The organism is Acuticoccus mangrovi (assembly GCF_016411865.1).
Taxonomy (GTDB): domain Bacteria; phylum Pseudomonadota; class Alphaproteobacteria; order Rhizobiales; family Amorphaceae; genus Acuticoccus; species Acuticoccus mangrovi.
This window is the reverse complement of sequence record NZ_JAEKJA010000003.1, coordinates 349,669-372,963: the sequence shown is the minus strand read 5'-3', so window position 1 is coordinate 372,963 and position 23,295 is coordinate 349,669. Positions and strand designations below refer to the sequence as shown.

Sequence of the window (23,295 nt, the reverse complement as noted above, 5' to 3'; positions counted from 1 at the left end):
TCGACGTTCAGGTTGACGCCATAGTTGAGCCATATTGGGATCGAATTGTTGGGAATTCATCCTGAGTGGGAACGATGGAGGCAAGGCGACGTTCTCTCCACCACACGCCTCGCGGCTTCGGTCGCGACGCCGGCCGCACCCGCTGCGGCCGCACAGTGAATGGAGTTGAACGATGATGACTTCCGCCAAGACCCTGATCGTTGCCGGTGCTCTCGCCCTCGGTGCGGCGGCGCCGATGATGACCGCCGCGACGCCGGCCGAGGCCCAGGTGATCCGCCTCACCACCGATTCGCCGGCAGAGAACCGCGTCGAGCGTCAGGGCGAGAAGCGGGCCGACCGCGCCGCCGATCGCGGCGAGCAGCGCGCCCGCATCGCCGAGAGCCGCGGCAACTACGCCAAGGCCAACGACATGCGCCGCAAGGGCTACAACAAGGCCGAGAAGATCGAGCGCCAGACCGAGCGTCGCGAGGACCAGGTCGAGTGGCGCGAGAGCCGCAACCGCTGGCAGGACCAGCGCGATCATCCGGACTATCACCATGATCGCGATCGCAACGACGGCGGTCTGACGATCCGCCTCGACGCCGACTGAGCGTCTCCCCCCTCGACCGACGCGAAGGCCGCCCATTCGGGCGGCCTTTTTCGTGCGCCGGGCGACTTACCCCCGCGTCTCATTTTTCGCTGCGACCGCCTGCACCCGGTCGCCGGCGCTGATAGCCTTTGTGGCCAAGGCCGCCGTCACGAGGGGCCACACGACAACAATCGACGGGACGGAAACATGGCGCTTGAGATCAAGTTGCTCGACTATGGCGACATCGAACTGGAATCGAGCTTCCTCGTTCTGGGGCGCGAGTGCGGCCGGACCCGCCGCGTCCCGGTCTACGGCTTCCTGATCCTCGGCGGGCGCTACCCGATCGTGGTCGACACCGGCTATCGCGACAACGCGATCATGGAGACGCTCGGCATGCGCGGCCTCCAGTTCCACGAGAACATGATCGAGAACCAGCTCGCCCGCCACGGCGTGAAGGTGGGCGACGTCCGCTATGTCTGCCACACCCACCTCCATATCGATCACGCCGGCAAGGACGACCATTTTCCGATGAACACCACGGTGGTGCTGAACCGCCGCGAGCTGGAGCACTCGGTGTCGGGGCTGATGTTCCCGCAATATCCGAAGCCCGACATCCAGCACCTCATCGAGCGGCTGCACACGCCGGGCGCCCTGCGGCTGGAGGACACCGAGATCACCGGCGAGATCGAGCTCATCCCGGGGGTGACGCTCGACTGGGCGGGCGCCCATACCGAGGGCTCGATGAACGTCCACGTGGAGACCGCCGAGGGGCGCGCCACCATCTGCGGCGACGTGATCTACGACTTCAACGACCAGGTGGTGAAGCCGCTCAACGAGGTGAACGACCACGAGCCGCGGGTGACCGGCAACCACTCGGTGTCGAAGCGGCAGGAGAAGGCGGCGATCAAGAAGCTCCTGAACTCCTCCCGCTTCCTGCTGCCGATCCACGACAAGCCGGCCAAGATCGAGGCCGACAAGGTGATCGGGCGGCTCGACATGGCGGTGCCGGGGCCGATCACCCAGTCGGTCCCGAACCGCGACTGGTTCCCGGCCTGAGCCATGGCCCACGACGCGCTCCGTCCCGCGTTCGCGGGTCTCCTCGACGCACACGCGCCGGTCCGTCAGCTCGGCTCGGGCTTCGAGTTCACCGAGGGTCCCGTCTGGCATCCCGACGGCTATCTCCTCTTCTCCGACATGCCCGCCGATGTGCGCCGCCGCTGGGACAAGGCCGGCGTGCGCGAGGTGCTGCGCCCGACGAACAAGGGCAACGGCATGACCTACGACGGCGCGCTCAACCTCATCGTGTGCGAGCACGCGACGTCGAGCCTCGTCCGCATCGCGCCGGACGGAAGCCGCACCGTTCTCGCCTCCCACTTCGAGGGACGCGAGCTCAACAGCCCCAACGATGTCTGCGTCTCCTGCGACGGTGCGATCTGGTTCACCGACCCCTGGTACGGGCGCATGCCCGGGTTCGGCGTGGAGCGGCCGCGCGAGCTCGGCTTTCAGGGCGTCTACCGCGTTCCTCCCGGCGCCGCGCCGGGGAGGGAGCCGGAGCTCGTGGTGGACCGCTACCAGTTCACCATGCCGAACGGCCTCTGCTTCTCGCCCGACGAGCGCCTCCTCTACGTCAACGACACCGAGCAGGCGAACATCCGCGTGTTCGACGTGCGGGACGGGCGGCTCCACAACGGCCGCGTCTTCGCCTCCGGCATCAAGGACACGCTGAAGCCCGGCGTGCCCGACGGCATGAAGTGCGATCATCAGGGCAATCTGTGGGTGACGGCGCCGGGCGGCCTCTGGGTCTACGCGCCGGACGGCACCCACATCGGCAACGTCGCGATCCCCGAGCTCGCCGCCAACTTCCACTGGGGCGGGGCGGACTGGCGCACCCTCTTCGTATGCGCCTCCACCTCGCTCTATGCGGTGGACGTGAAGGTGGGGCCGCGCAACGAGCCGTTCATGCGCGCCCGCTCGTCCCCTCCGAGCCCGGCGCGCCCCGCCCCGTCCGCAGCGGCGCCGGCGGCGAAGGGGGACGGCCTCGCCCTCGATCCGGGTCGCTGCGCGCTGGTGATCCAGGACATGCAGAACGACGTCGTGTCCGACGGTGGCGCCTTCGCCGCCTCCGGTGCTCCCGCCCACTGCCGCGCGCAGAATGCCGTCGACAACGCCCGCCGCCTCGCCGAGCGCTGCCGCGCGCTCGCCATTCCGGTGATCCACATCCACTTCGTGGTGCCGGAGGGGGCGCACGGCCTCACCCTCAACGCGCCGCTCTTCGAGGGCGTCCTCGACGAGCGGGCGATGGTGCGCGGGACCTGGGGCGCCGCGCCCGTCGCCGGCCTCGAGCCGCGTCCCGGCGACCACGTGGTGGAGAAGATGCGCATGTCGGGCTTCGAGGGGACGAGTCTCGAGACGGTGCTGAAGGCGGAGGGGCGCGACACGATCATCGAGTGCGGCGCCTGGACCAACATGAGCATCGAGCACACCGCCCGCACCGGGGCGGACAAGGGCTATCTCATGATCATCCCGGAGGACGCGTGCTCGACGATGAACGCCGACTGGCATCGCGCCGCCATCGACTACGCGCTGCAGAACGTCGCCGCGGTGACGACCACCGATCAGGTGCTCGCCGCCCTCGGCTGAGGCGGCAAAAAATCAGACGACGGGTGACGGGGGCGCCGGCCCCCCTCCGCTATCCTCACGAGACGGGCGCGCAACAACAACAAGCCCAATAAGGGAGGACATATGCGATATCTCATGACGTCCGTCGCGATGGCGGCGGCGCTGGCCGCGGGCAGCGCCGCGGCGCAGGATCCCATCAAGATCGGCTTCATGGCGACGCTGGAGGGGACCTACACCGTGCTCGGCGAGGACGGCCTTCGCGGCTTCAAGCTCGCCCTCCTGCAGCACGAGGACGAGGCGGGCGGGCGGCCCATCGAGTACGTGATCGGCGCGACGGACGCGAGCCCCGACAGCGCCGTGCGCGCCGCCCGCAAGCTGATCGAGCAGGACCAGGTCGACTTCGTCATCGGCCCGCTGTCGGGCTCGGAGGGCATCGCCATCCGCGATCTCGCCAAGGAATATCCCGACGTCACCTTCATCAACGGCGCCTCCGGGGCCCAGGAGACCACCTACGTCGACCCGTCCGAGAACTTCTTCCGCTTCAACATGGACGGCGCCCAGTGGGGCGTGGGCCTCGGCGACTACGTGGCCAAGGAGAAGGACTGGAAGTACGTTGCCTCCGTGGCGGAGGACTACTCGTTCGCCTACACCAACTTCCTCGGCTTCGCGCTCGAATACTGCAACGCCGGCGGCGAGATCGTGGAGCGTTTCTGGGTTCCGCTCGGCACCAAGGACTTCGCCAGCGTGATCGCGGCGTTGCCCGACGACGTCGACGCCATCTATCTCGGCCTCGGCGGCGGCGACGCGGTGAACTTCCTCAACCAGTACCAGCAGGCCGGCGGGTCGGCGAACCTCATCGGCGGCACCATCATGGTCGACGGCACGGTGCTGAACTCCAAGGGCTCGGCCAAGCAGGCCCTCGTCGGCACCCCCGCCTCCGGCCCCCAGGCCGACACCTGGGACGACCCCGAATGGCAGGCGTACGTGAAGGCCTACCAGGACGCCTTCCCGCCCGACCAGCGCTTCGCGAGCCCGTCGCTCCTCGGCACCGCCTACTACAACGCCACCAACGCGGCGTTGCAGTGCCTCGACGAGCTGGGTGGCGAATTGGGCGAGGGTCAGGGTGCCTTCCGCGCGTGCCTGTCCTCAATCGAGCTCGATGCGCCGAACGGCACCATCACGCTCGACGACAACCGCCAGGCGATCGGCTCCAACTTCGTGATCGAGGTGGTGGAGACCGACGACGGCAACCTCGCCACCAAGCTGGTGAAGAAGGTGGACGGCATCAACCAGACGCTGGGGATGTCGAAGGAGGAGTTCGACGCCATCGGCCGCCCGGGCCGGGACGTGCCGAAGTGTGAGGCGAGCTGAGAAAGCGCCCGCGGGCCGCGCGGACCCACCGCGCGGCCGACCGCTACAGTACGTCCCGCTCAAGCTGAGTCAGGTTGAGCGGGACGGGCTCGCTCTCCAGATCTGGCGCGATTGCTCTGCGCTCAGGTTGATCCAACCTGAGCGGCAAGCGCGCTAGAACAGCGAGCCCTGCCGGTCGTCGACCTTGCGGGAGCGGCTGACGCGCTTGACGCGCGACTGGGCCGGGCGCGGCGAGGTGGACGCCTCCACCACGGACACGCGGCCGTCGGCGAACTGCACCTCCAGCGCCTCGCCCTTGGCGACGGCGGCGGCGGAGCGGACGGGCTCGTCGTTCGCCCGCCATACCAGCGCGAAGCCGCGCGAGAGCACCGAGCGATAGGACACGGCGTCGAGGAGCTTCGCCGCCGCCGCGAGCCGGGTCGAGGCGTCGCCTAACAGGGCATCGGCGGCGCGGTCGCGGCGGGTGGTGAGGCGCTTCAGCTCCAGCCGTGCCTCGTCGAGGCGGCGGGTGAGGAGGTGAGGGGCGAGACGCCCGCCGGTGCGCGCCGCCGCGAGGCGGCGGTCGGCGACGATGTGGTCGACCGCGCGATGGAGCCGCCGCAGCGTGTGGGAGAGGCGCTCGCGCGCGGCCTCGACCGGACGGGCGGCAAGGTGCGGCGAAAGCCGCGTCGCGGTGGCGAGATAGCGCCGCCGGGCCTCCGCCGTCGCCCGGAAGAGGGCGGCCGACAGCCGGTCGCCGGCGAGGTCGAGCCGCTGGCGCGGGCCCTGCAGCAGCGCCGAGGCGGCGGGCAGCCCGCGCGACAGGAGCCGCAGGTCGGCGGTGCGGCGGTGGACGTAGGTCGCCATCGCGACGTCGAGGCGGCGGCTGCGGTCGGCGACGGCGGAGAGGCAGTCGGCCCGCACCGGCACCACGCGCTCGGCCGCCCCCGTGGGGGTGGGAGCGCGATGGTCGGCGGCGTAGTCGATGAGCGTCCAGTCGGTCTCGTGGCCCACGGCCGAGACCACGGGGATGGGCGAGGCGACGACGGCCCGCACCACCTCTTCGTCGTTGTAGCCCCAGAGGTCCTCCACGCTGCCGCCGCCGCGGGCGACGATGATCACGTCGGGCAGCGGTCCGCCATAGTCGCCAGCGAAGCCGCGCACCGCCGCGGCCACCTCCGCCCCCGACGTCTCGCCCTGCACCCGCACCGGCCAGACGATCACGCGGGAGGGGAAGCGGTCGGACACGCGGTGGAGGATGTCGCGGATGACGGCGCCCGTCGGCGAGGTGACGACGCCGATGACCCCCGGCAGCGACGGCAGCGGCCGTTTGCGCGCCTCGTCGAAGAGGCCTTCGGCGGCGAGCTTCCGGCGCCGCTCCTCGAGAAGCTTCATCAGCGCGCCGAGGCCGGCGTGCTCGAGCTGCTCGACGACGATCTGATAGCTCGACTTGCGCGGGAAGGTGGTGAGGCGGCCGGTGGCGATGACCTCCAGACCCTCCTCCGGCTTCACCCCGAGCCGGGCGAAGGCGCCGCGCCACACCACCGCGTCGATGGAGGCGTCGACGTCCTTCAGCGAGAAATAGCAGTGCCCGGAGGAGTGGCGGCCGCGGAAGCCGGAGATCTCGCCGCGCACCCGCACCTGGCCGAACCCGTCCTCCACCGTGCGCTTGACCGCGCGCGACAACTCCGAGACGGTGAATTCCGCCGCGTTGGAGCGCGGCCGGCCCGCCTCCTCGAACAGGGGGAAAGGGTCACTCATGGCCCCACCATAGGCGCTTCACCGATCCTCTGGAACACCGCAACCGTGCGCGACTTCAACGCTCCACGCCTCTTCGTGACCGCCGACCTGCCGGGTCCCGTCGCCTTCGATCAACGCCAGGTGAACTACCTGCGCAACGTCCTGCGTCTCAAGCCGGGCGACGCGATCCGCGTGTTCAACGGCCGCGACGGGGAGTGGCGGGCCGACATCGACGTGCTCGGCAAGAAGGACGGCTCGGCGCGCGCCGAGGTGCAGCTCGGCAGCCAGACCCCGCTGCCCGACCTCTGGTACGCCTTCGCCCCGCTGAAGCAGGCCCGGCTCGATTACATGGTGGAGAAGGCCACCGAGATGGGCGCCGGCCGTCTCGTTCCCGTCCTCACCCAGCACACCCAGGTGCGCCGCATCAACACCGAGCGGCTGCGCGCCAACATCATCGAGGCGTGCGAGCAGTGCGGCATCGTCGCCGTGCCCGAGATCGTGGAGCCCGTCGCCTTGCGCGACTTCCTCGGCGGGCTCGATCGGACCCTGGTGGTGGCCGACGAGGCGCTCGCCGGCGAGGCGGGCGATCCCGTCGCCACGATCCGCGACGCCACGATCCGCGACGCCACGCTCCGCGACGCCACGATCCGCGACGCCACGCTCCGCGACGCCACGATCCGCGACGCCACGATCCGCGACGCCACGGTCCACGACGCAGCGGTCCACGACGTTATGGGGCCGCTCGCGGTGCTCGTCGGACCGGAGGGCGGCTTTTCGCAGGAGGAGAGGGCGCTTTTCACCCCTCGCGCCGTGCGTGTGTCGCTCGGGCCACGGGTGCTGCGTGCCGACACCGCGGCCGTCGCGCTGCTTGCGCTCGTGGAGGCGGCACGGCATTAGGCGAACGGTGGTTGTGCGGCAATCCGTGTCATGGCACGTGATTGCCTCGCATCGGGTGCGTCCCTATGGTCGCGCTCCCCGCGGAACGAGGAGCCTATGGCGCGCGATACTTTGGACGAGACGCCGATCACCGGTCGGGCGGAGCTCGTGGACCACATCCGCAAGGGCGAGAAGCCGGCGGCCGACTTCCGCATCGGAACGGAGCACGAGAAGTTCGCCTTCAACCTCGCCGATCACGCGCCGGTCCCCTACGAGGGGCCGAGCGGCATCGGCCGCGTCTTGTCGGAGATGAAGACGCTGACCGGCTGGGAGGCCATCGAGGAGCGGGGCAACATCATCGGCCTCGCCGACCCCGCGGGGGGTGGGGCGATCAGCGTCGAGCCCGGCGGCCAGTTCGAGCTCTCCGGCGCGCCGCTTCAGAGCCTGCACCAGACCTGCGTGGAGGCGAACGGCCACCTCGCCCAGGTTCGCCAAATCGCCGAGCGGCTCGGCATCGGCTTTCTGGGCCTCGGCCTGGCGCCCACCTGGGCGCGGGCCGACATGCCCAAGATGCCCAAGCAGCGCTACGACATCATGACCGCCTACATGCCGAAGGTCGGCACCCGCGGGCTCGACATGATGTACCGCACCACCACCATCCAGGTTAACCTCGACTTCTCGAGCGAAGCCGACATGGTGAAGAAGATGCGCGTCGGCCTCGCTTTGCAGCCGATCGCGACGGCCCTCTTCGCCAACTCCCCCTTCATCGAGGGGAAGGCCAACGGCTACCGCTCCAACCGCGCCGCCGTGTGGCACGACGTGGACCTCGCCCGGTCCGGCCCCATCCCCTTCGCCTTCGAGGAGGGCTTCGGCTACGAGCGCTACGTCGCGTGGGCGCTCGACGTGCCGATGTATTTCGTCAAGCGCGGGGACTGCTACATCGAGGCGACGAGCGCCACATTCGCCGACTTCATGGACGGCCGGTTCGACAAGCTTCCCGGCGAGCGGCCCACGATGGGCGACTGGGTGAACCACCTCTCCACCCTCTTTCCCGAGGTGCGGCTGAAGCGCTTCCTGGAGATGCGCGGCGCCGACGGCGGCCCCTGGCGGCGCATCTGTGCGTTGCCCGCCTTCTGGGTGGGCCTGCTCTACGATCCCGGCGTGCTCGACCAGGCGATGGCGCTCGCCGCGGAGTTCACCGCCGAGGACCGCCACCACATGTGGCTGACCGTGCCCAAGGACGGGCTCGGCACCATGGTGAAGGGGCGCAGCGTCGCCGAGATCGCCCGCGACGTCGTGAACCTCTCCGCCGAAGGGCTGAAGCGGCGCGGCTACAAGAACAGCGACGGGCTCGACGAGCGGGTCTTCCTCGCGCCGTTGGAAGATGCCGCCCATTCCGGCCGCTCCCCGGCCGACGAGCTGATCACCGCCTACGAAGGGCCCTGGAAGGGCGACGTCACGCACGTGTTCACCACCAACGCCTTCTGACGAGGGCGCGGCCGGTGACGGGCGGGGCCCTCAGGCGCCCTGCTGGGTGGCGCGGGCGGCCTTGAAGGCGCGGATGCGGTCGGCAAGGGACGGCTCCGCGGGCTCCTCCGCCTCGCCGGCCATGAAGCGATCGGCGAGCTTGCGCAGCTCCTCCTTGAGCGAGGCGATCTCCGCCGCGCTCGCCGATCCGGCCTCGCTCGCCGCGGCGGAGAGGCTGGCGTTCTCGCTGGTGAGGGCGTCGATCCGCGTGCGCGCGGCGTCGAGCTGCTCGGTGAGGGCGGTGATGGCCGCCTCCGCTCCGCCCTCCTCGCCTTCGCCCTGCGTGGCGGCGAGGCGCAGCGCCTCGAGCTCGCCCATCAGTGCGCCATTCTCCTCGCGCACCTGGTCGAGCTTCCTCTGGAGCCGCTCCACCCGCTCGTTCGCCTCCGCCGCGGTGACGTTGACGGCGTTGGGGTCGATCTCGCCCGTCTCCGCCTGCGAGGCGAGGCGCGACTCGGCGAGCGTGGCGCGGCGCTGCGTCTCCACTAGCTGGCCGTGCTGCTCGCGCAGCTTGGCTTCGAGGTCGTGGATCTTCTGCAGGCGAAGCTCCAGCACGGCTTCGCGCTTTTCGACGTCGGCCTTCGATTCCCGCTCCACCCGCTCCGCGGCGATCAGGCGGTTCTTGAGCCCGTCACATTCGTAGGCGAGGCGGGAGAGGCTCTCGTGCGCGCTCTTCTCACGCGCCTCTGCCACCTCGAGCGCCTGGGACAGGCGCCCCACCTCGGACACGTCGGCGATCGGCTCGGACGTCTTCATCGACTGGCGGAGCTCGGCGATGGTGTCCTCGCGCTCCTTGAGGGTGCGGCGCAGCTTCTCCTCGCGGTCCCTCAGGCTGCCGACGTCGCCGGAGGCGGCCTTGATCTCCTCCAACTCGCGGCGCGCATCGCCGAGACGGTCGCGCAGCTGCTGCATGTCGCGGTGCAGCCCGTCGGCGAGGCCCTCGGCGTGGTTGGCCCGGGCGAGCGCGTCGTCCCGCTCGGTGGTGAGGGTGACGATGGAGGCGCCCTGGTCGGCCCGTGCCGAGGCGGCGCGCGAGAGGCTGGCGTTCGCCTCGTGCAGCTCGCGGCGCAGCCCGTCGATCGTCTCGTCCCGCTCGGCGATCTGCGAGCGTGCCCTGTCGCGCTCCGAGACGAGCTGCGGCACGTTTCGCAGCCGCTCCGCCACGCTCTCCTGCTCGGCCGAGAGGGCGGCGACGCGCTCCTCGGCCGTCGTGCGCGCCGCCTCGCTCGCCTCGAGTTCCTTGCGCAGGGTGGCGAGGGTCTGCTCCATCGTCTTGAGGCGCATGGTGGCTTCGGCCTGGCTCTGGGCGCGGGCCTGCGCGTCGGCGAGGCGGCCTTCGAGGGTCGCGATCTCCACCGCGTGGTTGGCGCGCAGCACGTCGCGCTCCGCCTGCACGGCGGCGATCACCTGCGCCTTGTCGCGCTTGCGGCCGGAGCCGCCGAGCCCTCGGAACACCCAGACCAGCAAGACGAGCACCACGAGGCTGAGGAGGACGACGGCGGGGGTGCTCATCGTGTCGGTCATGGGCATGGTGGGGCCATTCTGTGTGGACGGTTGCGCAAGGGGAGGCGAGCAACATTTAGCGCCCGCGAAATGGCACTGTCACCTCGGCGGTGCGCCCCTCTCACCAGGAAATGCATGCTTTTGGCGCGGGCTCTGGCACCCGCGCCACGCCCGCCGCCGGTACGGTGGCGTCAGAACGGGTTCCAGGTGGGCTCGGCGGTGAACTTCAGATAGCCGATGCTGACGCCGAGCCGGGCGCCGACGCCGGTGCGCACCGGCACCAGGATCATGTCGTCCGCCGCCATCACCGTCATCGACAGGCCGCCCACCACGTAGGCCGAACCGTCGACGCCGGTGAAGCGCTGATAGAGCGCGCTCGCCGACGGCAGGTGGTAGACGAGCATCATCACCCGGCTGCCCGAGCCGCCGAAGTCCCAGCCGACCGAGGGACCCTGCCAGAACACGGGATGGCGGCCCATGTCGCGCGTGTTGAGCACGCCTTCGCCGTAGCGCAGGCCGCCGATCACGGCGCCCGACCCCTCCTGGCCGAGCACGTAGCCGTTGGGCTGGCCGAACTCGGCGAAGACGTTCTGGATCATCGTGGCGAGCTCGGCGGAAGTCTCACCGAAGAAGGTGTGGCCGGCCTCGACCAGCTCGTTCTGGGTGTAGACGCTCCGCTCGGCAGGCTGCACCGGCGTCGCCTGCCCGTCGAAGGCGAGGGCGGGCGGGGGCGCCGCGAGGGCGAGGAGTAGAGCACCGGCGACGGCGGTGCGGGTCAACGAACGCAACATGGGACACCTCGGGAAAGCGGCTTTACCATTCGCTACGACGCGTGCGACGGTCACGCGCCCGCCACACGATGGATCGACGATGCCGACCGAACTCGACCTTGCGAGCCTGCTTGCCTCGCGCCTTTGCCATGATGTCGTAGGCCCCGTGGGCGCCATCCAGAACGGACTCGAGCTGATGGCCGAGGACGACGCGATGACGGACATGGCGCTCGATCTCATCAAGAAGAGTGCCGCCCAGGCGACGGCGAAGCTCCAATATGCCCGCATCGCCTACGGTGCGGCCGGTGGGGCCGACGTGATCGACCCGGGCGAGGCCGGCCGGCTGACCGCTCTCGTCTTCGCCGGCGAGCGGGCGAGCCTCGATTGGCAGTGGCAGGGCGCGGCCGAGCCGCGGACGACGGTGAAGCTCGGCATGCTCCTCGCAACCTATGCGCTGGGCGCCGTTCCACGCGGCGGCACCATCACCGTGCGCTACGAAGATGGCGTCATCGAGGTGGCGGCCGAAGGCCCGCAGCTGCGCACGCCGCAGTTTCTCGACGTGGTGACGGAGGGCGGCGAGATCGCCGACGCGCGCGGCGTGCAGGCGCTGATCATCGACCGTCTCGCCGCGAGCATTGGGACGCGCGTGGAGGCCTCCGCCGACGAAGGTCGGCTGACGCTGCGCACCACCGCGCGCTGAGGATCTCATAGAGAAAGGCGCGCACCCGGCCGATGCGCGCCATCTGCGAAGGGGAGGGGCCGCGACGCGGCCCCCGTCATGCCATCTCGCGGCGCGGCTCGGGATCGGGTTCGCGCAGCACATAGCCTCGGCCCCACACCGTCTCGATGTAGTTCCGTCCACCGGTCGCCGCCGACAGCTTCTTGCGCAACTTGCAGATGAAGACGTCGATGATCTTCAGCTCCGGCTCGTCCATGCCGCCGTAGAGATGGTTGAGGAACATCTCCTTGGTGAGGGTGGTGCCCTTGCGCAGCGAGAGGAGCTCCAGCATCTGGTACTCCTTGCCGGTGAGGTGCACGCGCTGCCCGTCGACGTCCACGGTCTTGGTGTCGAGGTTCACGGCGAGCTCGCCGGTGCGGATGATCGACTCCGCGTGCCCCTTGGAGCGACGCACGATAGCGTTGATGCGGGCGACCAGCTCGTCCTTGTGGAACGGCTTGGTGAGGTAGTCGTCGGCGCCGAAGCCGAGGCCCCGCACCTTGTCCTCGATGTTGCCGAGACCCGACAGGATCAGGATGGGCGTGTCGATCTTTGACACACGCAGCGTCCGCAACACCTCGTAGCCGGACATGTCCGGCAAGTTGATGTCCAGAAGAATGATGTCGTAGTCGTACAGCTTCCCGAGATCGATGCCCTCTTCGCCCAAATTGGTCGTATACACGTTGAAGCGCTCGGAGTTCAGCATGAGCTCGATGCTTTGGGCGGTGGCGCTGTCGTCCTCGATCAATAGAACGCGCATGCGGTTCCTCTCAAGCGGTCCGCCCGAAAGCGGCAAGGTCCTTGTCTGACGGGTACATGACCCGGCACGTTGCCGAATCGGAACTGGTTTATTGTTACCAAATCGACACGTCGCCTGACGCGCACCGGTGCGGTTGTCCTCACGTTTCGGACGGCCCCGGCGAGGCGCGTAAAGAACCATGACCGGAGGCGGTAAACGATGTCTTAAGGCGGAGGGCGGGCTCGCAGCGGCCAGGAAAACACCCCCGCAATATCTCGATCGTATCGGTTAACGCGGCCTTCGGGTTTGCCGAGACCAGGCGAACCAATTCGCAACGCCTCCCCGCTAGAGTGCTCTCGTTAGCGATTGAGGGCACGAGTATGAAGCCGCGAGAGAGCACCATTCAGGCCAAGGAATTTCAGGCGGCGGCGCTGCGTCGCCAGCTGGCACAGTTTGAGCGGATGATGGCCGATCTTGAGGTTATCCGGGCCGAATTGGGCAAGCAGATCGAAGGCGAGGAGCGCCGCAACGGCGTGACCGACCCATCCAATTTCGCCTATTCCACCGTGGCGCGGGCGGCCCGCGAGCGGCGCCGCAACCTGAGCGCCACGATCGCCGATCTCACCGAGCGACGCGATCGGGTGCTGGAAGAGCTCGGCGAGATCGACGGCTTCTTCAACGCGCTGACCAATGCCGGCGAGCTGATGGCCGACGCCCTGGGGCTGCCGAAAGCCCGCCACGCCGCCGCCTGAGCCGATCACGCAAATCGCGGAGTGTGGCACCTCTGCCACACCCCGCGTGCCGCAACGTTGGGACGTTCCGGCGATGGTTCGGCCCGCCTCAGTCGAAGAGGCTCGACACCGACTTCTCGAGCGCCGTGCGGGCGATCGCCTCACCGATCAGCGGCGCGATCGACACCACCCGCACCTTCTCCGACGCCCTGACCGCCTCCGTCGCCTCGATGGAGTCCGAGATCACCAGCTCCTGCAGCTGGGAGCCGTCGATGCGGGCGACCGCCCCGCCCGACAGAACGCCGTGGGTGATGTAGGCCGACACGTGGTGGGCGCCGCGCTTCAGCAGCGCATCGGCCGCGTTGCACAAGGTGCCGCCCGAATCTACGATGTCGTCGAACAGCATGCAGTCGCGGCCCTCGACGTCGCCGATGATGTTCATCACCTCCGATTCGCCCGGCCGCTCGCGCCGCTTGTCGACGATGGCGAGCGGGGCGTCGATCCGCTTGGCGAGATCGCGTGCGCGCACCACGCCGCCGACGTCGGGCGAGACCACGGTGAGGTTCTGCATCGAGTAGCGCTCTTTGACGTCCCGCGTCATCACCGGCGCCACGTAGAGGTTATCGGTGGGGATGTCGAAGAAGCCCTGGATCTGGCCGGCGTGGAGATCGAGCGTCAGGACGCGGTCGGTGCCGGCGCGGGTGATCATGTTGGCGACGAGCTTCGCCGAGATCGGGGTGCGTCCGCCGGTCTTGCGGTCCTGCCGGGCGTAGCCGAAGTACGGCATCACCGCCGTGATGCGCCGCGCCGAGGCGCGCACCAGCGCGTCGATGATGATCAACAGCTCCATCAGGTTGTCGTTCGCGGGATAGCTCGTCGACTGGATGACGAACACGTCCTCGCCGCGCACGTTCTCGCGGATCTCGACGAACACCTCCTGGTCGGCGAAGCGCCGCACGGTGCATTGCGTCAGCGGCAAGTCGAGGTAGGCGGAGATTGCCTCGGCGAGCGCGTGGTTGGAGTTTCCGGCAACAAGCTTCATGCTCGCCTTCCTGGCCTTCTTCGAAGGTGACCCTTCCGATCGACATCGCCACGCCGGGAGCGTGGCCGTGGAGCGTCATCGCCCCGCCATGTCCGCTTGCACAAAATGAAACTAACTTGCAATGGAGACGGGCATTCTCTCGATCACGCCGCGTGGAGCCATGCGTCGAGGAGGAGGGCGAGGCGCCGGGCGATGACGTCGAGGTCCTGCGAGGTGACGCCGGCCCAGGGGTCGCCGTCGGAATCCTCGGACCGCTTGCGCCCGGTGATGCGATGGAGGCGGCGGCCGGTGATGTCGGTCACGTCGAAGGAATAAAAGACCAGCGAGTTGGTGTCGTCGCTCACCGCGCTGAGCGAGCCCTCGACCACGAACACCGCCGGCCCGTCGGGCCGCTTCACGACGTTGAGGCCTTCCCGCTCGGCGCGCACCCAGATGCGCTGGAGGAGTTCGTCCGACACGTTGCCCGGGATCCCCTCGAACGGCTCGAAGCGAAACGTCGCCGTGGCTGGATCGGCCAGCGGTCGCCGCGGTGCCTGCGAGCGCTCCTTGAAGCCAGCGGCGATCCCCGTGAGGTTCGACCCGCTGCAGGCGGCGAGGACGAGGCCGACGGCGAGGAGGGCGAGAAGGCGCTTCATCGCGTTAGGAAGGCGGGCGGGATGGCGGAAAGCGGCTCCGGCTCAGCCTCGGTCGTGAGGTAGGTGCGGCCGAGCGCCATCGCGGTGTGGCTCTCCGGATCGACGAGCACCATGTGGGCGAAGAGCACCATGTCCGGCTCGATGATCGCTGAATTGGCGTGGTAGAACATGGGCCACTGCATCCAGGACGGCGCGAACGAGGCGCCCAGCGAGTAGCCGCACGCGTTCAGTCGGAGCCCGTTCATACCATGCTCCTGGCACACGCGGGCGTGGGCATCGAACACGGCGCCGAAGGTGTTGCCCGGACGCATCGCTTCCGTCACCGCCGCGAGCGCCTCCGCGGCGGTCTCGTAGAGCTCGCCGTGGCGCGGGCGGGGCGTGCCGAGTACCACCGTCTCCATCATGGCGACGTGGTAGCGGCGCCAGACGCCGGCGAACTCCAGCGTGATCTGGTCGTCGGCCTCGAGCCGCCGGCGGCCGGAATGGGAGCGCACCAGCATCGCGTCGTCGCCCGAGCCGACGACGAACTCGTTGGCCGGATAGTCGCCGCCCGCCGCGAACACCGCCCCCTGCATGGCGGCGAGGATCTCGCCCTCGTCGGCACCCGTCTCGATACGCGCCATGGCCGCCTCCCAGGCCGCGTCGGTGAGCTTGGCGGCCTGGCGCACGTGGGCGATCTCGGCGGGGCTCTTCACCGCCTTGAGCCGCGGCACCATCAGCGAGGCGTCCTCGATGGTGGCGAAGGAGCGCAGCTGATCGTCGAGCAGGCGGCCGTTCTGGGCGGTGAGGCCGTGGGTGTCGTACTCGACCCCGATGCGGCCGCCGAGAAGATCCATCTCGAAGAGGTGGTCCTTCAGCGCCTTGGTGGGGTCGACGTTGGCCCGGTCCGTCCACACGATGATCTCGTCGATCGTGGAGGTGTGGCGCGCCTGGCGCAGGTCGGCCGAGCGCGTCAGCAGCGCCATCCGCCGCTCCTTGGACACGACGAGGCACTGGAAGAACACGAAGCCGAAGGTGTCGTAGCCGGTGAGCCAGTACATCGACTCCTGCGAGAACAGCAGGACGGCGTCGAGCTTGTCCGCCGCCATGGCCGCCTGAAGGCGGTCCATCCGCGCGTCGAACTCGCTGCGCTCGAAGTGAAGGGCCATCGTCAGGGCTCCAGCAGGATGACGGAGATGAGCCGGCCATAGTCCGGCTCGCCGCGATGGGTGGTGCGGCGGAAGGAGAAGAAGCGCGCCTCGTCCGCGTAGGTGTCGAGCGCGAGATCGGCGACGGTGCCCACCCCGGCCGCGGCGAGGCGGCGGACCACGTAGGCGGGCAGGTCGAAGAGGCTGTGGCCGTCGCACGGGGAGGGGTGGAAGAGGTCGTCCGCGCCGGGCGAGATCGCCGTCAGCCGCTCCACGAATTCCGGCCCCACCTCGTAGGACGGCTGGGCGATGGTCGGTCCGACCACCGCCACCATCCGCTCCGTCGCGGCGCCGGCGGCGACCATCGCGTCGACGGTCGCCTCGAGCACTCCGCCCGAGGCGCCGCGCCAGCCGGCGTGAGCGGCGCCGACGACCCCGGCAACCGGGTCGGCGAAGAGGACCGGCGCGCAGTCGGCCGTCAGCACCCCGAGGGCGACGCCGGGGCGCGCCGTCACCACGCCGTCGACGCGGGGGCGCCCGTCCGGCGGCTCGGCGAGGGTGAGGACGTCGGCGGAATGGGTCTGGTGCATCGTCACGAGCCGCTCCGCCGGCAGCCCGAAATGGTTCGCCACCCGGCGGCGGTTCTCGGCGATGTTCGCCGCGTCGTCGTCGGACCCGGCGCCGACGTTGAGCGAGCCATAGATGCCGTCCGACACGCCGCCTCGGCGGGTGAAGAAGGCGTGACGGATGGGCCCGCCCGCGAGCGCGTCCGCCTCGATCGTGTCGGAGTGCGTGAGCAGTGTCTGTCGTCCAAGTTGCCGGCGGCCGAGTGGTATCAGCCGTTCGGCTGGCGAACAACTCCGAATCCCGGGAGGGGATCTGGCTGCGACGTCACGGCGAGCGCCTTGAAGAGGGTGCCCATCTCGCCCTCGCCGTCGCCCGCGAGGCGCTGGACGGCGGCCCGGATCGCCTCCTGTGTGGCCTCGGATTGCCCGGCGCCGAGGGTGCCGGCGCGCGCCAGGAGCCCGAGGTCGAGGAGGAAGCGGCCTTGGCCCACCGGCCCGTGCACGACGGCGCCCGCCGCGCGCGCCGCCGCGGCCAGCGCGGCGAAGTCGACGTGGGCGGACAGGTCGGCCTCGCCCGGCCGGTCGAGCACGTCGACATGGCTGTGGCGGCGCACCGCCTGCAGCGTCTCGCCGTGGTCGGCGTTGCCGGCGTAGCCGTAGTCGACGACGAGGGCGACGCCCGCGCCGTGGCGGGCGATGGCGGCGGCGATGTCGCCGAGGACGACGCCGGCGGCGGGACGGACCTCGCGCACCCCGCCTTCGGCGGCGCTTCCCGTGAGCGGCGCCGGATAGGGGCTGAGGCCGAAGGCGAGGCGGTCGTCGACCACCCCCACCGTGCGCTCGAACCAGCGTCCGCCCCGGAACACGAACTGGCGGATCGGCAGCGCGTCGAAGAACTCGTTGGCGGCGAGATAGATCGGCCGGTCGGTGGGCACCCGCTCGGCGAAGACGAGGCGCGGATGCAGCGGGGAGAGGCGCGCCCGCTGCACCGCCCGCAGTCGGTCCGAAGCTTCGACGAGCACGAGGCGGCTCGCCGCGATCGCCGCGGGGTCACGCTTCAGGACGCGCAGGATGTCGGCCATCAGCGTGCCGCGGCCGGGACCGAGCTCGGCGAGGGTGAAGGGGGTGGGGCGGCCGTCGGCGTGCCAGCGCTCCAACAGGAAGGCGCCCACGAGCTCGCCGAACATCTGCGAGATCTCCGGCGCGGTGATGAAGTCGCCGGCGTCGCCGAACGGCTCCTTGCGGGAATAGTAGCCGTCCGGGTCGGTGAGGCAGGCGGCCATGAACTCGGCCACCGAGATGGGGCCGGTGAGCGCGATGCGCCGCCGGATGCGCTCCTCGACCGGCGTCAATGCGGCGCCTCCGGGGCGGCGGGCGCGGGAGCCTCGGCGCCGTAGGCCGGCCGGCGCAGCGCGATCACGATGACGAGACCGCCGACGATCACCATCGGCAGCGACAACAGCATGCCCATGGTGACGGGGCCGAAGAGAAAGCCGAGCTGCGCGTCAGGCATGCGGAACTGCTCGCCGATGATGCGGGCGAGGCCGTAGCCGGCGCCGAAGAGGCCGAGGGCGAGCCCCGGCCGGCGCAGCGCGCCGAGGCGGACCGCCACGCCGACGAGGACGAGGAGGCCGATCCCCTCGAGCCCGGCCTGGTAGAGCTGACTCGGGTGCCGCGGCTCCGGCCCGGCGCCGGGGAACACCATCGCCCACGGCACGTCGGCGGGCCGGCCCCACAACTCACCATTGATGAAGTTGGCGATGCGGCCGAACAGCAGACCGAACGGCACCACCGCCGCCAGGATGTCGAACACCGCCACCGCCGACACGCCGCGCGCCCGGCTGAATAGGATGACTGCGACGATCACCCCGAGGAGGCCGCCGTGGAAGGCCATGCCGCCTTGCCACAACATCAGGGCTTCCATGGGATGCGAAGAGTAGTACATAGGGTTGTAGACGAGCACGAAGCCTAACCGACCTCCGACCACGATGCCGATGGTGACCCAGGTCACCAGATCGTCGAGATCGCGCAGCGAAGGGCGCGGCCGGGCGCCCCAGAGGCTGACTTGCCGAGCGATCCAGCGGGCATAGATCCAGCCCAGCAAGATGCCGGCAATATAGGCGAGGGCGTACCACCGGATGGCCAGCGGTCCGACACTGATCGCGACCGGGTCGAAGGTGGGGAAGGGAATGACGAGGGACATCGGGCTGCTCGCTCGGGACGATCAAGAGTGAACCTCTCCTCGCAGCCGGCTGCAACGAGAGGGTGACCGGAAGGCCGCCTTGTGCGGCCAGCCTGGTCGAACCATAGTGCTTCCCATGCGCAGCGTGTCATGCTGCTGCGCGCGACGGAGAGGGTTATGACCCAGACAAACAATCGCCTCATCGACGAGATTGCCCGCCTCGCCACCGACGCGGCTGCGGTCGCCCAAGGAGCCCGCCGCGAGGTGGAGACGGCGGTCCGCGCCCAGATCGAGAAATTGCTGTCCGAGGCGAATGTTGTCCAGCGCGACGAGTTCGAAGCGGTCAAGCAGATGGCCGCCAACGCCGCCGACGAGGTGGACGAGCTCAAGGCTCGTCTCGCCGCCATCGAGGCTCAGCTCCAGAAGGAGAGTGCCTGAGCCTGTCGTGGATGGTGGGACGCCCACCTTTCCTCGCCGCACCTAATCTGATCTCCTGTAGACGACGCTTTAGGGATTCGCACGTATCCCAACCTGGCGCTCACGCGTCGTCCCAGGCGCGGCTCGCCCCGATCTTCGGGGATGGCCGTGCGGGCCCGAAAGGATCAGCCATGAGCTTGATCGACTACGACGAATTTACACTGTCCGCCAATCCTATCGATCGTATCGAAGAGGTCGCCAACGGAAACGACTGGACCTACGAGCGCGCCGGTGACGACGAGATCACCATTTCCATCGCCGGCCGCTGGAGCGCCTACCACGTCGCCTTCACCCACATGGACGAATTCGACTCGCTCCACATCGCCGTCGCCTTCGATCTGAAGGTGACCGAGCCGCGCTACACGGAGGTCGTGCGCCTCCTCGCCCTCGTGAACGAGCGAATGTGGATGGGCCATTTCGACCTGTGGAGCAAGGAGGGGGTGGTGATCTTCCGCCACACCCAGCTCCTCGCGGGCGACGAGATGCCGGCATCGGGCCACGTCCAGGCCCTTCTCACCCACGCGGTGGAAACCTGCGACAGCCACTATCAGGCCTTTCAGTTCGTGGTATGGGCGGGCAAGAATGCGCAGGAGGCGCTCGACGGCGCCCTGTTCGAAACCGCTGGAGAAGCCTGACACGATGCTATCACCGGAGCGTCCGCTCGTTCTCGTGGGAGCGGGCAACATGGGTGGCGCGATGCTGGAGGGCTGGCTCGCCGCCGGCACCAGCCCGCGATCGATCGTCGTCATCGAGCCGAGCCCGCCCGATACGCAGGCGCTCGCGACCCCCGGCCTCACCGTGACCGCGACCGCGCCCGACGGCATCACGGCGAGCACTCTGGTGCTGGCGGTCAAGCCGCAGGTGATGGGCGAGGTGCTGCCCAAGCTCACCGGCCTGCGGGACGAGGCGACGCTGGTCGTCTCCATCGCGGCGGGCATCACCATCGAAACGCTGAAGACGCTGGGGCGCGGGCCGGTGGTGCGCGCGATCCCCAACACGCCGTCCTCGGTGGGCAAGGGCATGACCGCCGCCGTCGCCGACGGGGCGGGCGAGAAGGACGTCGCGCTCGCCGACAAGCTGCTGTCGAGCATCGGCACGGTGGAGTGGGTCGACGACGAGGCGCTGATCGACGTCGCCACCGCCGTCTCCGGCTCCGGACCCGCCTACGTGTTCTACCTGGTCGAGGCGCTCGCCGCGGCCGGCGAGAAGGCGGGCCTGCCGGCCGACGTCGCCGCCGTGCTCGCCCGCCGCACCATCATCGGCGCGGGTGCGCTGCTTGATCGCAGCCCGCTTGATCCGGCGACCTTGCGACGCAATGTCACTTCTCCGGGCGGCACCACGGCCGCCGCGCTCGAGGTGCTGATGGCCGGTGACGGCCTCGGCCCTCTGATGGAGCGCGCCGTGGCCGCCGCAACAGCGCGCTCGCGCGAACTCGGGAGCTGACGCCCGACGCGCCGGCGCCCGCTCCAGGAGGATGGCGTGTCGGATAGTGCCGATCGGATCATCGAGGCCACCATGGACCTCCTCGCCGACCGCCCGTTCGAGGAGGTCGGCCTTCGATCGATCGCCGACCACGCCGGCGTCGGTCTCGCCGAGCTTGCCGCAGCCTTTCCCTCCCGCACCGACATCCTCGGCGCCTTCGCCGCCAAGATCGATCGCGCCGTGCTCGCCGGCGACTTCTCCGACATGGCGGACCAGCCGCCGCGGGAGCGCCTGTTCGACGTTCTGATGAGCCGGCTCGACGCGCTCCGCCCCTATCGCGCGGCGCTGAAGAGCCTGATGCACTCGGTGCGCCGCGATCCGGCGCTGGCGGTCGCTCTCAACGCCGTCGCGCTGCGCTCGCAGGGCTGGATGCTCGCCGCCGCCGGCATCGACGCGCCGGGCTGGCGGGGGCGGATCATCACCCAGGGTCTCGCGCTGTCCTTCGCGCAGGTGCTGCGCACCTTCCTCGACGAGGATGATCCCGGAATGCCGCGCACGATGGCACGCCTCGACAAGGCGCTGCGCGACGCGCAGAAGCGCTACGAGCGCTTCGCCCGCGTGTTTGGCCCGGCGATGAGCAACGTCACCGAGCCGCCGGCGGCCACCGCCTCCACGACGGAAGAGGAGCCCGCGACGCCGCCCGAGCCGGCCCCCGAGCCCATCCCAGCGGCGGAGCCGGTCGCGCAGGAGCCTGCGCCGACGAAGCCTGCGGCGCGCAAGCGGGCGCGCACCCCGCGCGCGAGGAGCGCCGCCACGCCGTCGCGCCGCACCCGGTCGAAGCGCGCCGCAGCCGACGAGGCGGAGTAAGGCGCGCCGCCCCACCGCGGGCGCTCCGCGCCGCTTGCGCCTCGTCGCCAAGCCGCTTACGCCGGGCCGCGACGACACTCAGCAGCGAGCCCAGCGTGACCGACACCATCAGCTTCGACGACTTCCTCAAAGTGGACATTCGCATCGGCACGGTGGTGGCGGCCGAGCCCTATCCCGAGGCGCGCAAGCCGGCCATCAAGCTGCGGATCGACTTCGGGCCGGAGGTGGGCGAGAAGCGCTCCTCCGCCCAGATCACCCACCACTACACCCCCGAGAGCCTCGTCGGCCGCAAGGTGATGGCGGTGGTGAACTTCCCGCCGCGCCAGATCGGCAAGTTCATGTCCGAGGTGCTGACGCTCGGCTTTGCCGACGAGAGCGGCGCCATCGTGCTCGCCGTACCCGACAAGACCGCGCCCGACGGCGCGCGGCTGATGTAGCCGTCGGCCGCGACGGAGGTCGTCAGAGCGGCAGGCGGACGGTGGCGCGCAGGCCGCCGAGCGGGCTCTCGCCGAGCACCACGTCGCCGCCCTGTCGGCGGGCGATGTCGCGGGCGATGGTGAGGCCGAGGCCGGTCCCGCCGCGGTTGCGGTTGCGTGCGCTGTCGAGGCGGTAGAAGGGCTGGAACACCGCCCGCCGCTCGCTCTCCGGAATGCCGGGCCCGTCGTCGTCGACGGTGACGATGAGCGACTTACCGGTGCTCGCGCGCACCTCCACGCGGTGGGCATAGGCGACCGCGTTGCCCACCAGATTGGCGATCAGACGCCGCGTCGCCGTGGGCCGCACCGGCGCCGTCAGCTCCTCCGGCACGAAGGTCTTCACCTTGGGATAGCCGCGCACCGCCTCGGCGATGAGGCTCGCGACGACGACGTCGTCCGCATGCTCGTCGATATCGGTACGGGCGAAGGCGAGATAGTCCTCGAGCATCGCCTGCATCTCGTCGACGTCGGCGGAGAGGGCGCGCGTCTCCTCCTCGTTGCCGAGAAGGGCGAGCTCCAGGCGGAAGCGCGTCAGGATCGTCCTGAGATCGTGGCTCACGCCCGCCAGCATTGCGGTGCGCTGCTCGATGTGGCGCTCGATGCGCTGCCTCATTTCCAGGAATGCCCAGGCTGCCTGGCGCACCTCGATCGCCCCGTGCGGGCGGTAGGTGTCGACGGGCTTGCCGCGGCCGAAACTCTCCGCGGCGGCGGCGAGCTCCTGGATCGGCCGCACCTGGCCTTTGAGGAAGAGCAGGGCGACGGCGATCAGCACCAGCGACGTGCCGACCATCCAGACGAGGGTGATGTGCGAGTCCGAGGCGTAGGTGTGGCTGCGCCGGGTGATGATCTGCAGGATGCCGGCGCTCGTCTTCACGCGGATCTCCACCCAGCGCGTGCTTTCCACCGTGTCGATCCAGAAGGGGCGGGCGACCTGGCGCGAGATCTCGCGGCTCAGCGTGCGGTCGAGCAGCGAGAAGAAGCGCTTCGGATGCGGCGCCGGCAGATGCTGGCCGGGCAGCAGGTTGACGGCGCTGAAGAGATTGTCGGTCGCCGACTGCAGGATCACCGGCCGGAGCTCGGGCGGGGAGAGCTCCAGAAGCTCCACCACCGCGGCGATCTCCGAGGCGGTGGCCACCGAGAGGCGCTGCGTCATGTTCTCCCAATGGCGGTCGAGGAACACGAAGGTGACCACCGACTGGAGCACGATCATCGGCACCACGATGATGAGGATCGAGCGGGCGAAGAGCCGTCGCGGCAGCCGGCGCCGCAACCAGCGCTCCACCGGCGGCGGCAGCCCGAGCCAGCGCACGATGCGACGCCAGCGGGGGCGGTGCGGTCGGCTGCCGGCGGCGACGGTCAT

Annotated in this window: 24 protein-coding genes; 13 read left to right on the top strand and 11 right to left on the bottom strand. The window is 69.8% G+C overall.

Annotated elements, in window-relative coordinates; genetic code table 11:
- Positions 1-172: 172 nt before the first annotated feature.
- From JCR33_RS05695 to JCR33_RS05680, 4 genes are all read left to right on the top strand, one after another.
- The gene (locus JCR33_RS05695; protein WP_198881053.1) at positions 173-589 is read left to right on the top strand and encodes a hypothetical protein; all 417 of its coding nucleotides are present in this window, start codon (positions 173-175) and stop codon (positions 587-589) included.
- Positions 590-775: 186 nt separating this feature from the next.
- A complete protein-coding gene (locus JCR33_RS05690; protein WP_198881052.1) occupies positions 776-1,624 on the top strand; it encodes an N-acyl homoserine lactonase family protein in 849 nt (282 codons plus the stop codon).
- Between the two features lie 3 nt (positions 1,625-1,627).
- Positions 1,628-3,208 (top strand): isochorismatase family protein, encoded by a 1,581-nt coding sequence (locus JCR33_RS05685; protein ID WP_198881051.1) that lies wholly within the window; start codon positions 1,628-1,630, stop codon positions 3,206-3,208.
- A gap of 102 nt (positions 3,209-3,310) precedes the next feature.
- Entirely contained in the window at positions 3,311-4,558 is a 1,248-nt protein-coding gene (locus JCR33_RS05680; protein WP_198881050.1) for an ABC transporter substrate-binding protein, read from the top strand.
- Positions 4,559-4,711: 153 nt separating this feature from the next.
- Here the strand turns inward: JCR33_RS05680 and xseA are convergent, their stop codons facing one another.
- The gene (gene xseA / locus JCR33_RS05675; RefSeq protein ID WP_198881049.1) at positions 4,712-6,298 is read right to left on the bottom strand and encodes an exodeoxyribonuclease VII large subunit; all 1,587 of its coding nucleotides are present in this window, start codon (positions 6,296-6,298) and stop codon (positions 4,712-4,714) included.
- Positions 6,299-6,343: 45 nt separating this feature from the next.
- Here xseA and JCR33_RS05670 point away from each other — a divergent pair, with 45 nt between their 5' ends.
- Positions 6,344-7,174 carry a 16S rRNA (uracil(1498)-N(3))-methyltransferase gene (locus tag JCR33_RS05670; protein WP_198881048.1) on the top strand — a complete coding sequence of 277 codons (831 nt, stop codon included), beginning with the start codon at positions 6,344-6,346 and terminating at the stop codon, positions 7,172-7,174.
- A 96-nt stretch (positions 7,175-7,270) separates the two neighbouring features.
- Positions 7,271-8,641: a glutamate--cysteine ligase gene (locus JCR33_RS05665; RefSeq protein ID WP_198881047.1), complete on the top strand. Its 1,371-nt coding sequence runs from the start codon at positions 7,271-7,273 to the stop codon at positions 8,639-8,641.
- Positions 8,642-8,671: 30 nt separating this feature from the next.
- Here JCR33_RS05665 and JCR33_RS05660 read toward each other — a convergent pair whose 3' ends face one another.
- Both JCR33_RS05660 and JCR33_RS05655 read right to left on the bottom strand, forming a co-directional pair.
- Complete coding sequence (locus JCR33_RS05660; protein WP_198881046.1) at positions 8,672-10,210, bottom strand: coiled-coil domain-containing protein; 1,539 nt, start codon at positions 10,208-10,210, stop codon at positions 8,672-8,674.
- A 164-nt stretch (positions 10,211-10,374) separates the two neighbouring features.
- Positions 10,375-10,974, bottom strand: coding sequence for a DUF1134 domain-containing protein (locus tag JCR33_RS05655; protein WP_198881045.1), 600 nt, complete (start codon positions 10,972-10,974; stop codon positions 10,375-10,377).
- Between the two features lie 79 nt (positions 10,975-11,053).
- Between JCR33_RS05655 and JCR33_RS05650 the strand changes: the two genes are divergently transcribed.
- Entirely contained in the window at positions 11,054-11,653 is a 600-nt protein-coding gene (locus JCR33_RS05650) for a histidine phosphotransferase family protein (protein WP_198881044.1), read from the top strand.
- 76 nt (positions 11,654-11,729) lie between these two features.
- On the opposite strand, the gene ctrA is transcribed toward JCR33_RS05650, so the two are convergent.
- Positions 11,730-12,431, bottom strand: coding sequence for a response regulator transcription factor CtrA (ctrA, locus tag JCR33_RS05645; protein ID WP_198881043.1), 702 nt, complete (start codon positions 12,429-12,431; stop codon positions 11,730-11,732).
- Positions 12,432-12,790: 359 nt separating this feature from the next.
- Between ctrA and JCR33_RS05640 the strand changes: the two genes are divergently transcribed.
- Entirely contained in the window at positions 12,791-13,162 is a 372-nt protein-coding gene (locus tag JCR33_RS05640; protein ID WP_198881042.1) for a flagellar export protein FliJ, read from the top strand.
- A gap of 88 nt (positions 13,163-13,250) precedes the next feature.
- Here JCR33_RS05640 and JCR33_RS05635 read toward each other — a convergent pair whose 3' ends face one another.
- The 6 genes from JCR33_RS05635 to lgt form a co-directional block, all read right to left on the bottom strand.
- The gene (locus JCR33_RS05635) at positions 13,251-14,183 is read right to left on the bottom strand and encodes a ribose-phosphate pyrophosphokinase (protein WP_198881041.1); all 933 of its coding nucleotides are present in this window, start codon (positions 14,181-14,183) and stop codon (positions 13,251-13,253) included.
- Positions 14,184-14,326: 143 nt separating this feature from the next.
- Positions 14,327-14,818 (bottom strand): hypothetical protein, encoded by a 492-nt coding sequence (locus JCR33_RS05630; protein WP_198881040.1) that lies wholly within the window; start codon positions 14,816-14,818, stop codon positions 14,327-14,329.
- A complete protein-coding gene (locus JCR33_RS05625) occupies positions 14,815-15,966 on the bottom strand; it encodes a M24 family metallopeptidase (protein ID WP_198881039.1) in 1,152 nt (383 codons plus the stop codon). The genes JCR33_RS05630 and JCR33_RS05625 overlap by 4 nt, the downstream gene beginning before the upstream one ends.
- A gap of 2 nt (positions 15,967-15,968) precedes the next feature.
- Positions 15,969-16,745, bottom strand: coding sequence for a peptidoglycan editing factor PgeF (gene pgeF / locus JCR33_RS05620; RefSeq protein ID WP_198881246.1), 777 nt, complete (start codon positions 16,743-16,745; stop codon positions 15,969-15,971).
- 35 nt (positions 16,746-16,780) lie between these two features.
- Positions 16,781-17,863 (bottom strand): class I SAM-dependent methyltransferase, encoded by a 1,083-nt coding sequence (locus JCR33_RS05615; protein WP_198881038.1) that lies wholly within the window; start codon positions 17,861-17,863, stop codon positions 16,781-16,783.
- Positions 17,860-18,714 carry a prolipoprotein diacylglyceryl transferase gene (gene lgt / locus JCR33_RS05610; RefSeq protein ID WP_198881037.1) on the bottom strand — a complete coding sequence of 285 codons (855 nt, stop codon included), beginning with the start codon at positions 18,712-18,714 and terminating at the stop codon, positions 17,860-17,862. The genes JCR33_RS05615 and lgt overlap by 4 nt, the downstream gene beginning before the upstream one ends.
- A gap of 156 nt (positions 18,715-18,870) precedes the next feature.
- Between lgt and JCR33_RS05605 the strand changes: the two genes are divergently transcribed.
- The 5 genes from JCR33_RS05605 (at position 18,871) to JCR33_RS05585 (ending at position 21,896) form a co-directional block, all read left to right on the top strand.
- Complete coding sequence (locus JCR33_RS05605; protein WP_198881036.1) at positions 18,871-19,131, top strand: accessory factor UbiK family protein; 261 nt, start codon at positions 18,871-18,873, stop codon at positions 19,129-19,131.
- A gap of 170 nt (positions 19,132-19,301) precedes the next feature.
- Positions 19,302-19,805 (top strand): type III secretion system chaperone family protein, encoded by a 504-nt coding sequence (locus tag JCR33_RS05600; protein WP_198881035.1) that lies wholly within the window; start codon positions 19,302-19,304, stop codon positions 19,803-19,805.
- Between the two features lie 4 nt (positions 19,806-19,809).
- A complete protein-coding gene (gene proC, locus JCR33_RS05595; protein WP_198881034.1) occupies positions 19,810-20,613 on the top strand; it encodes a pyrroline-5-carboxylate reductase in 804 nt (267 codons plus the stop codon).
- Between the two features lie 36 nt (positions 20,614-20,649).
- The gene (locus tag JCR33_RS05590; RefSeq protein WP_198881033.1) at positions 20,650-21,459 is read left to right on the top strand and encodes a TetR family transcriptional regulator; all 810 of its coding nucleotides are present in this window, start codon (positions 20,650-20,652) and stop codon (positions 21,457-21,459) included.
- A gap of 95 nt (positions 21,460-21,554) precedes the next feature.
- Entirely contained in the window at positions 21,555-21,896 is a 342-nt protein-coding gene (locus JCR33_RS05585) for a tRNA-binding protein (RefSeq protein ID WP_198881032.1), read from the top strand.
- Positions 21,897-21,918: 22 nt separating this feature from the next.
- Here the strand turns inward: JCR33_RS05585 and JCR33_RS05580 are convergent, their stop codons facing one another.
- Complete coding sequence (locus JCR33_RS05580; protein ID WP_198881031.1) at positions 21,919-23,295, bottom strand: ATP-binding protein; 1,377 nt, start codon at positions 23,293-23,295, stop codon at positions 21,919-21,921.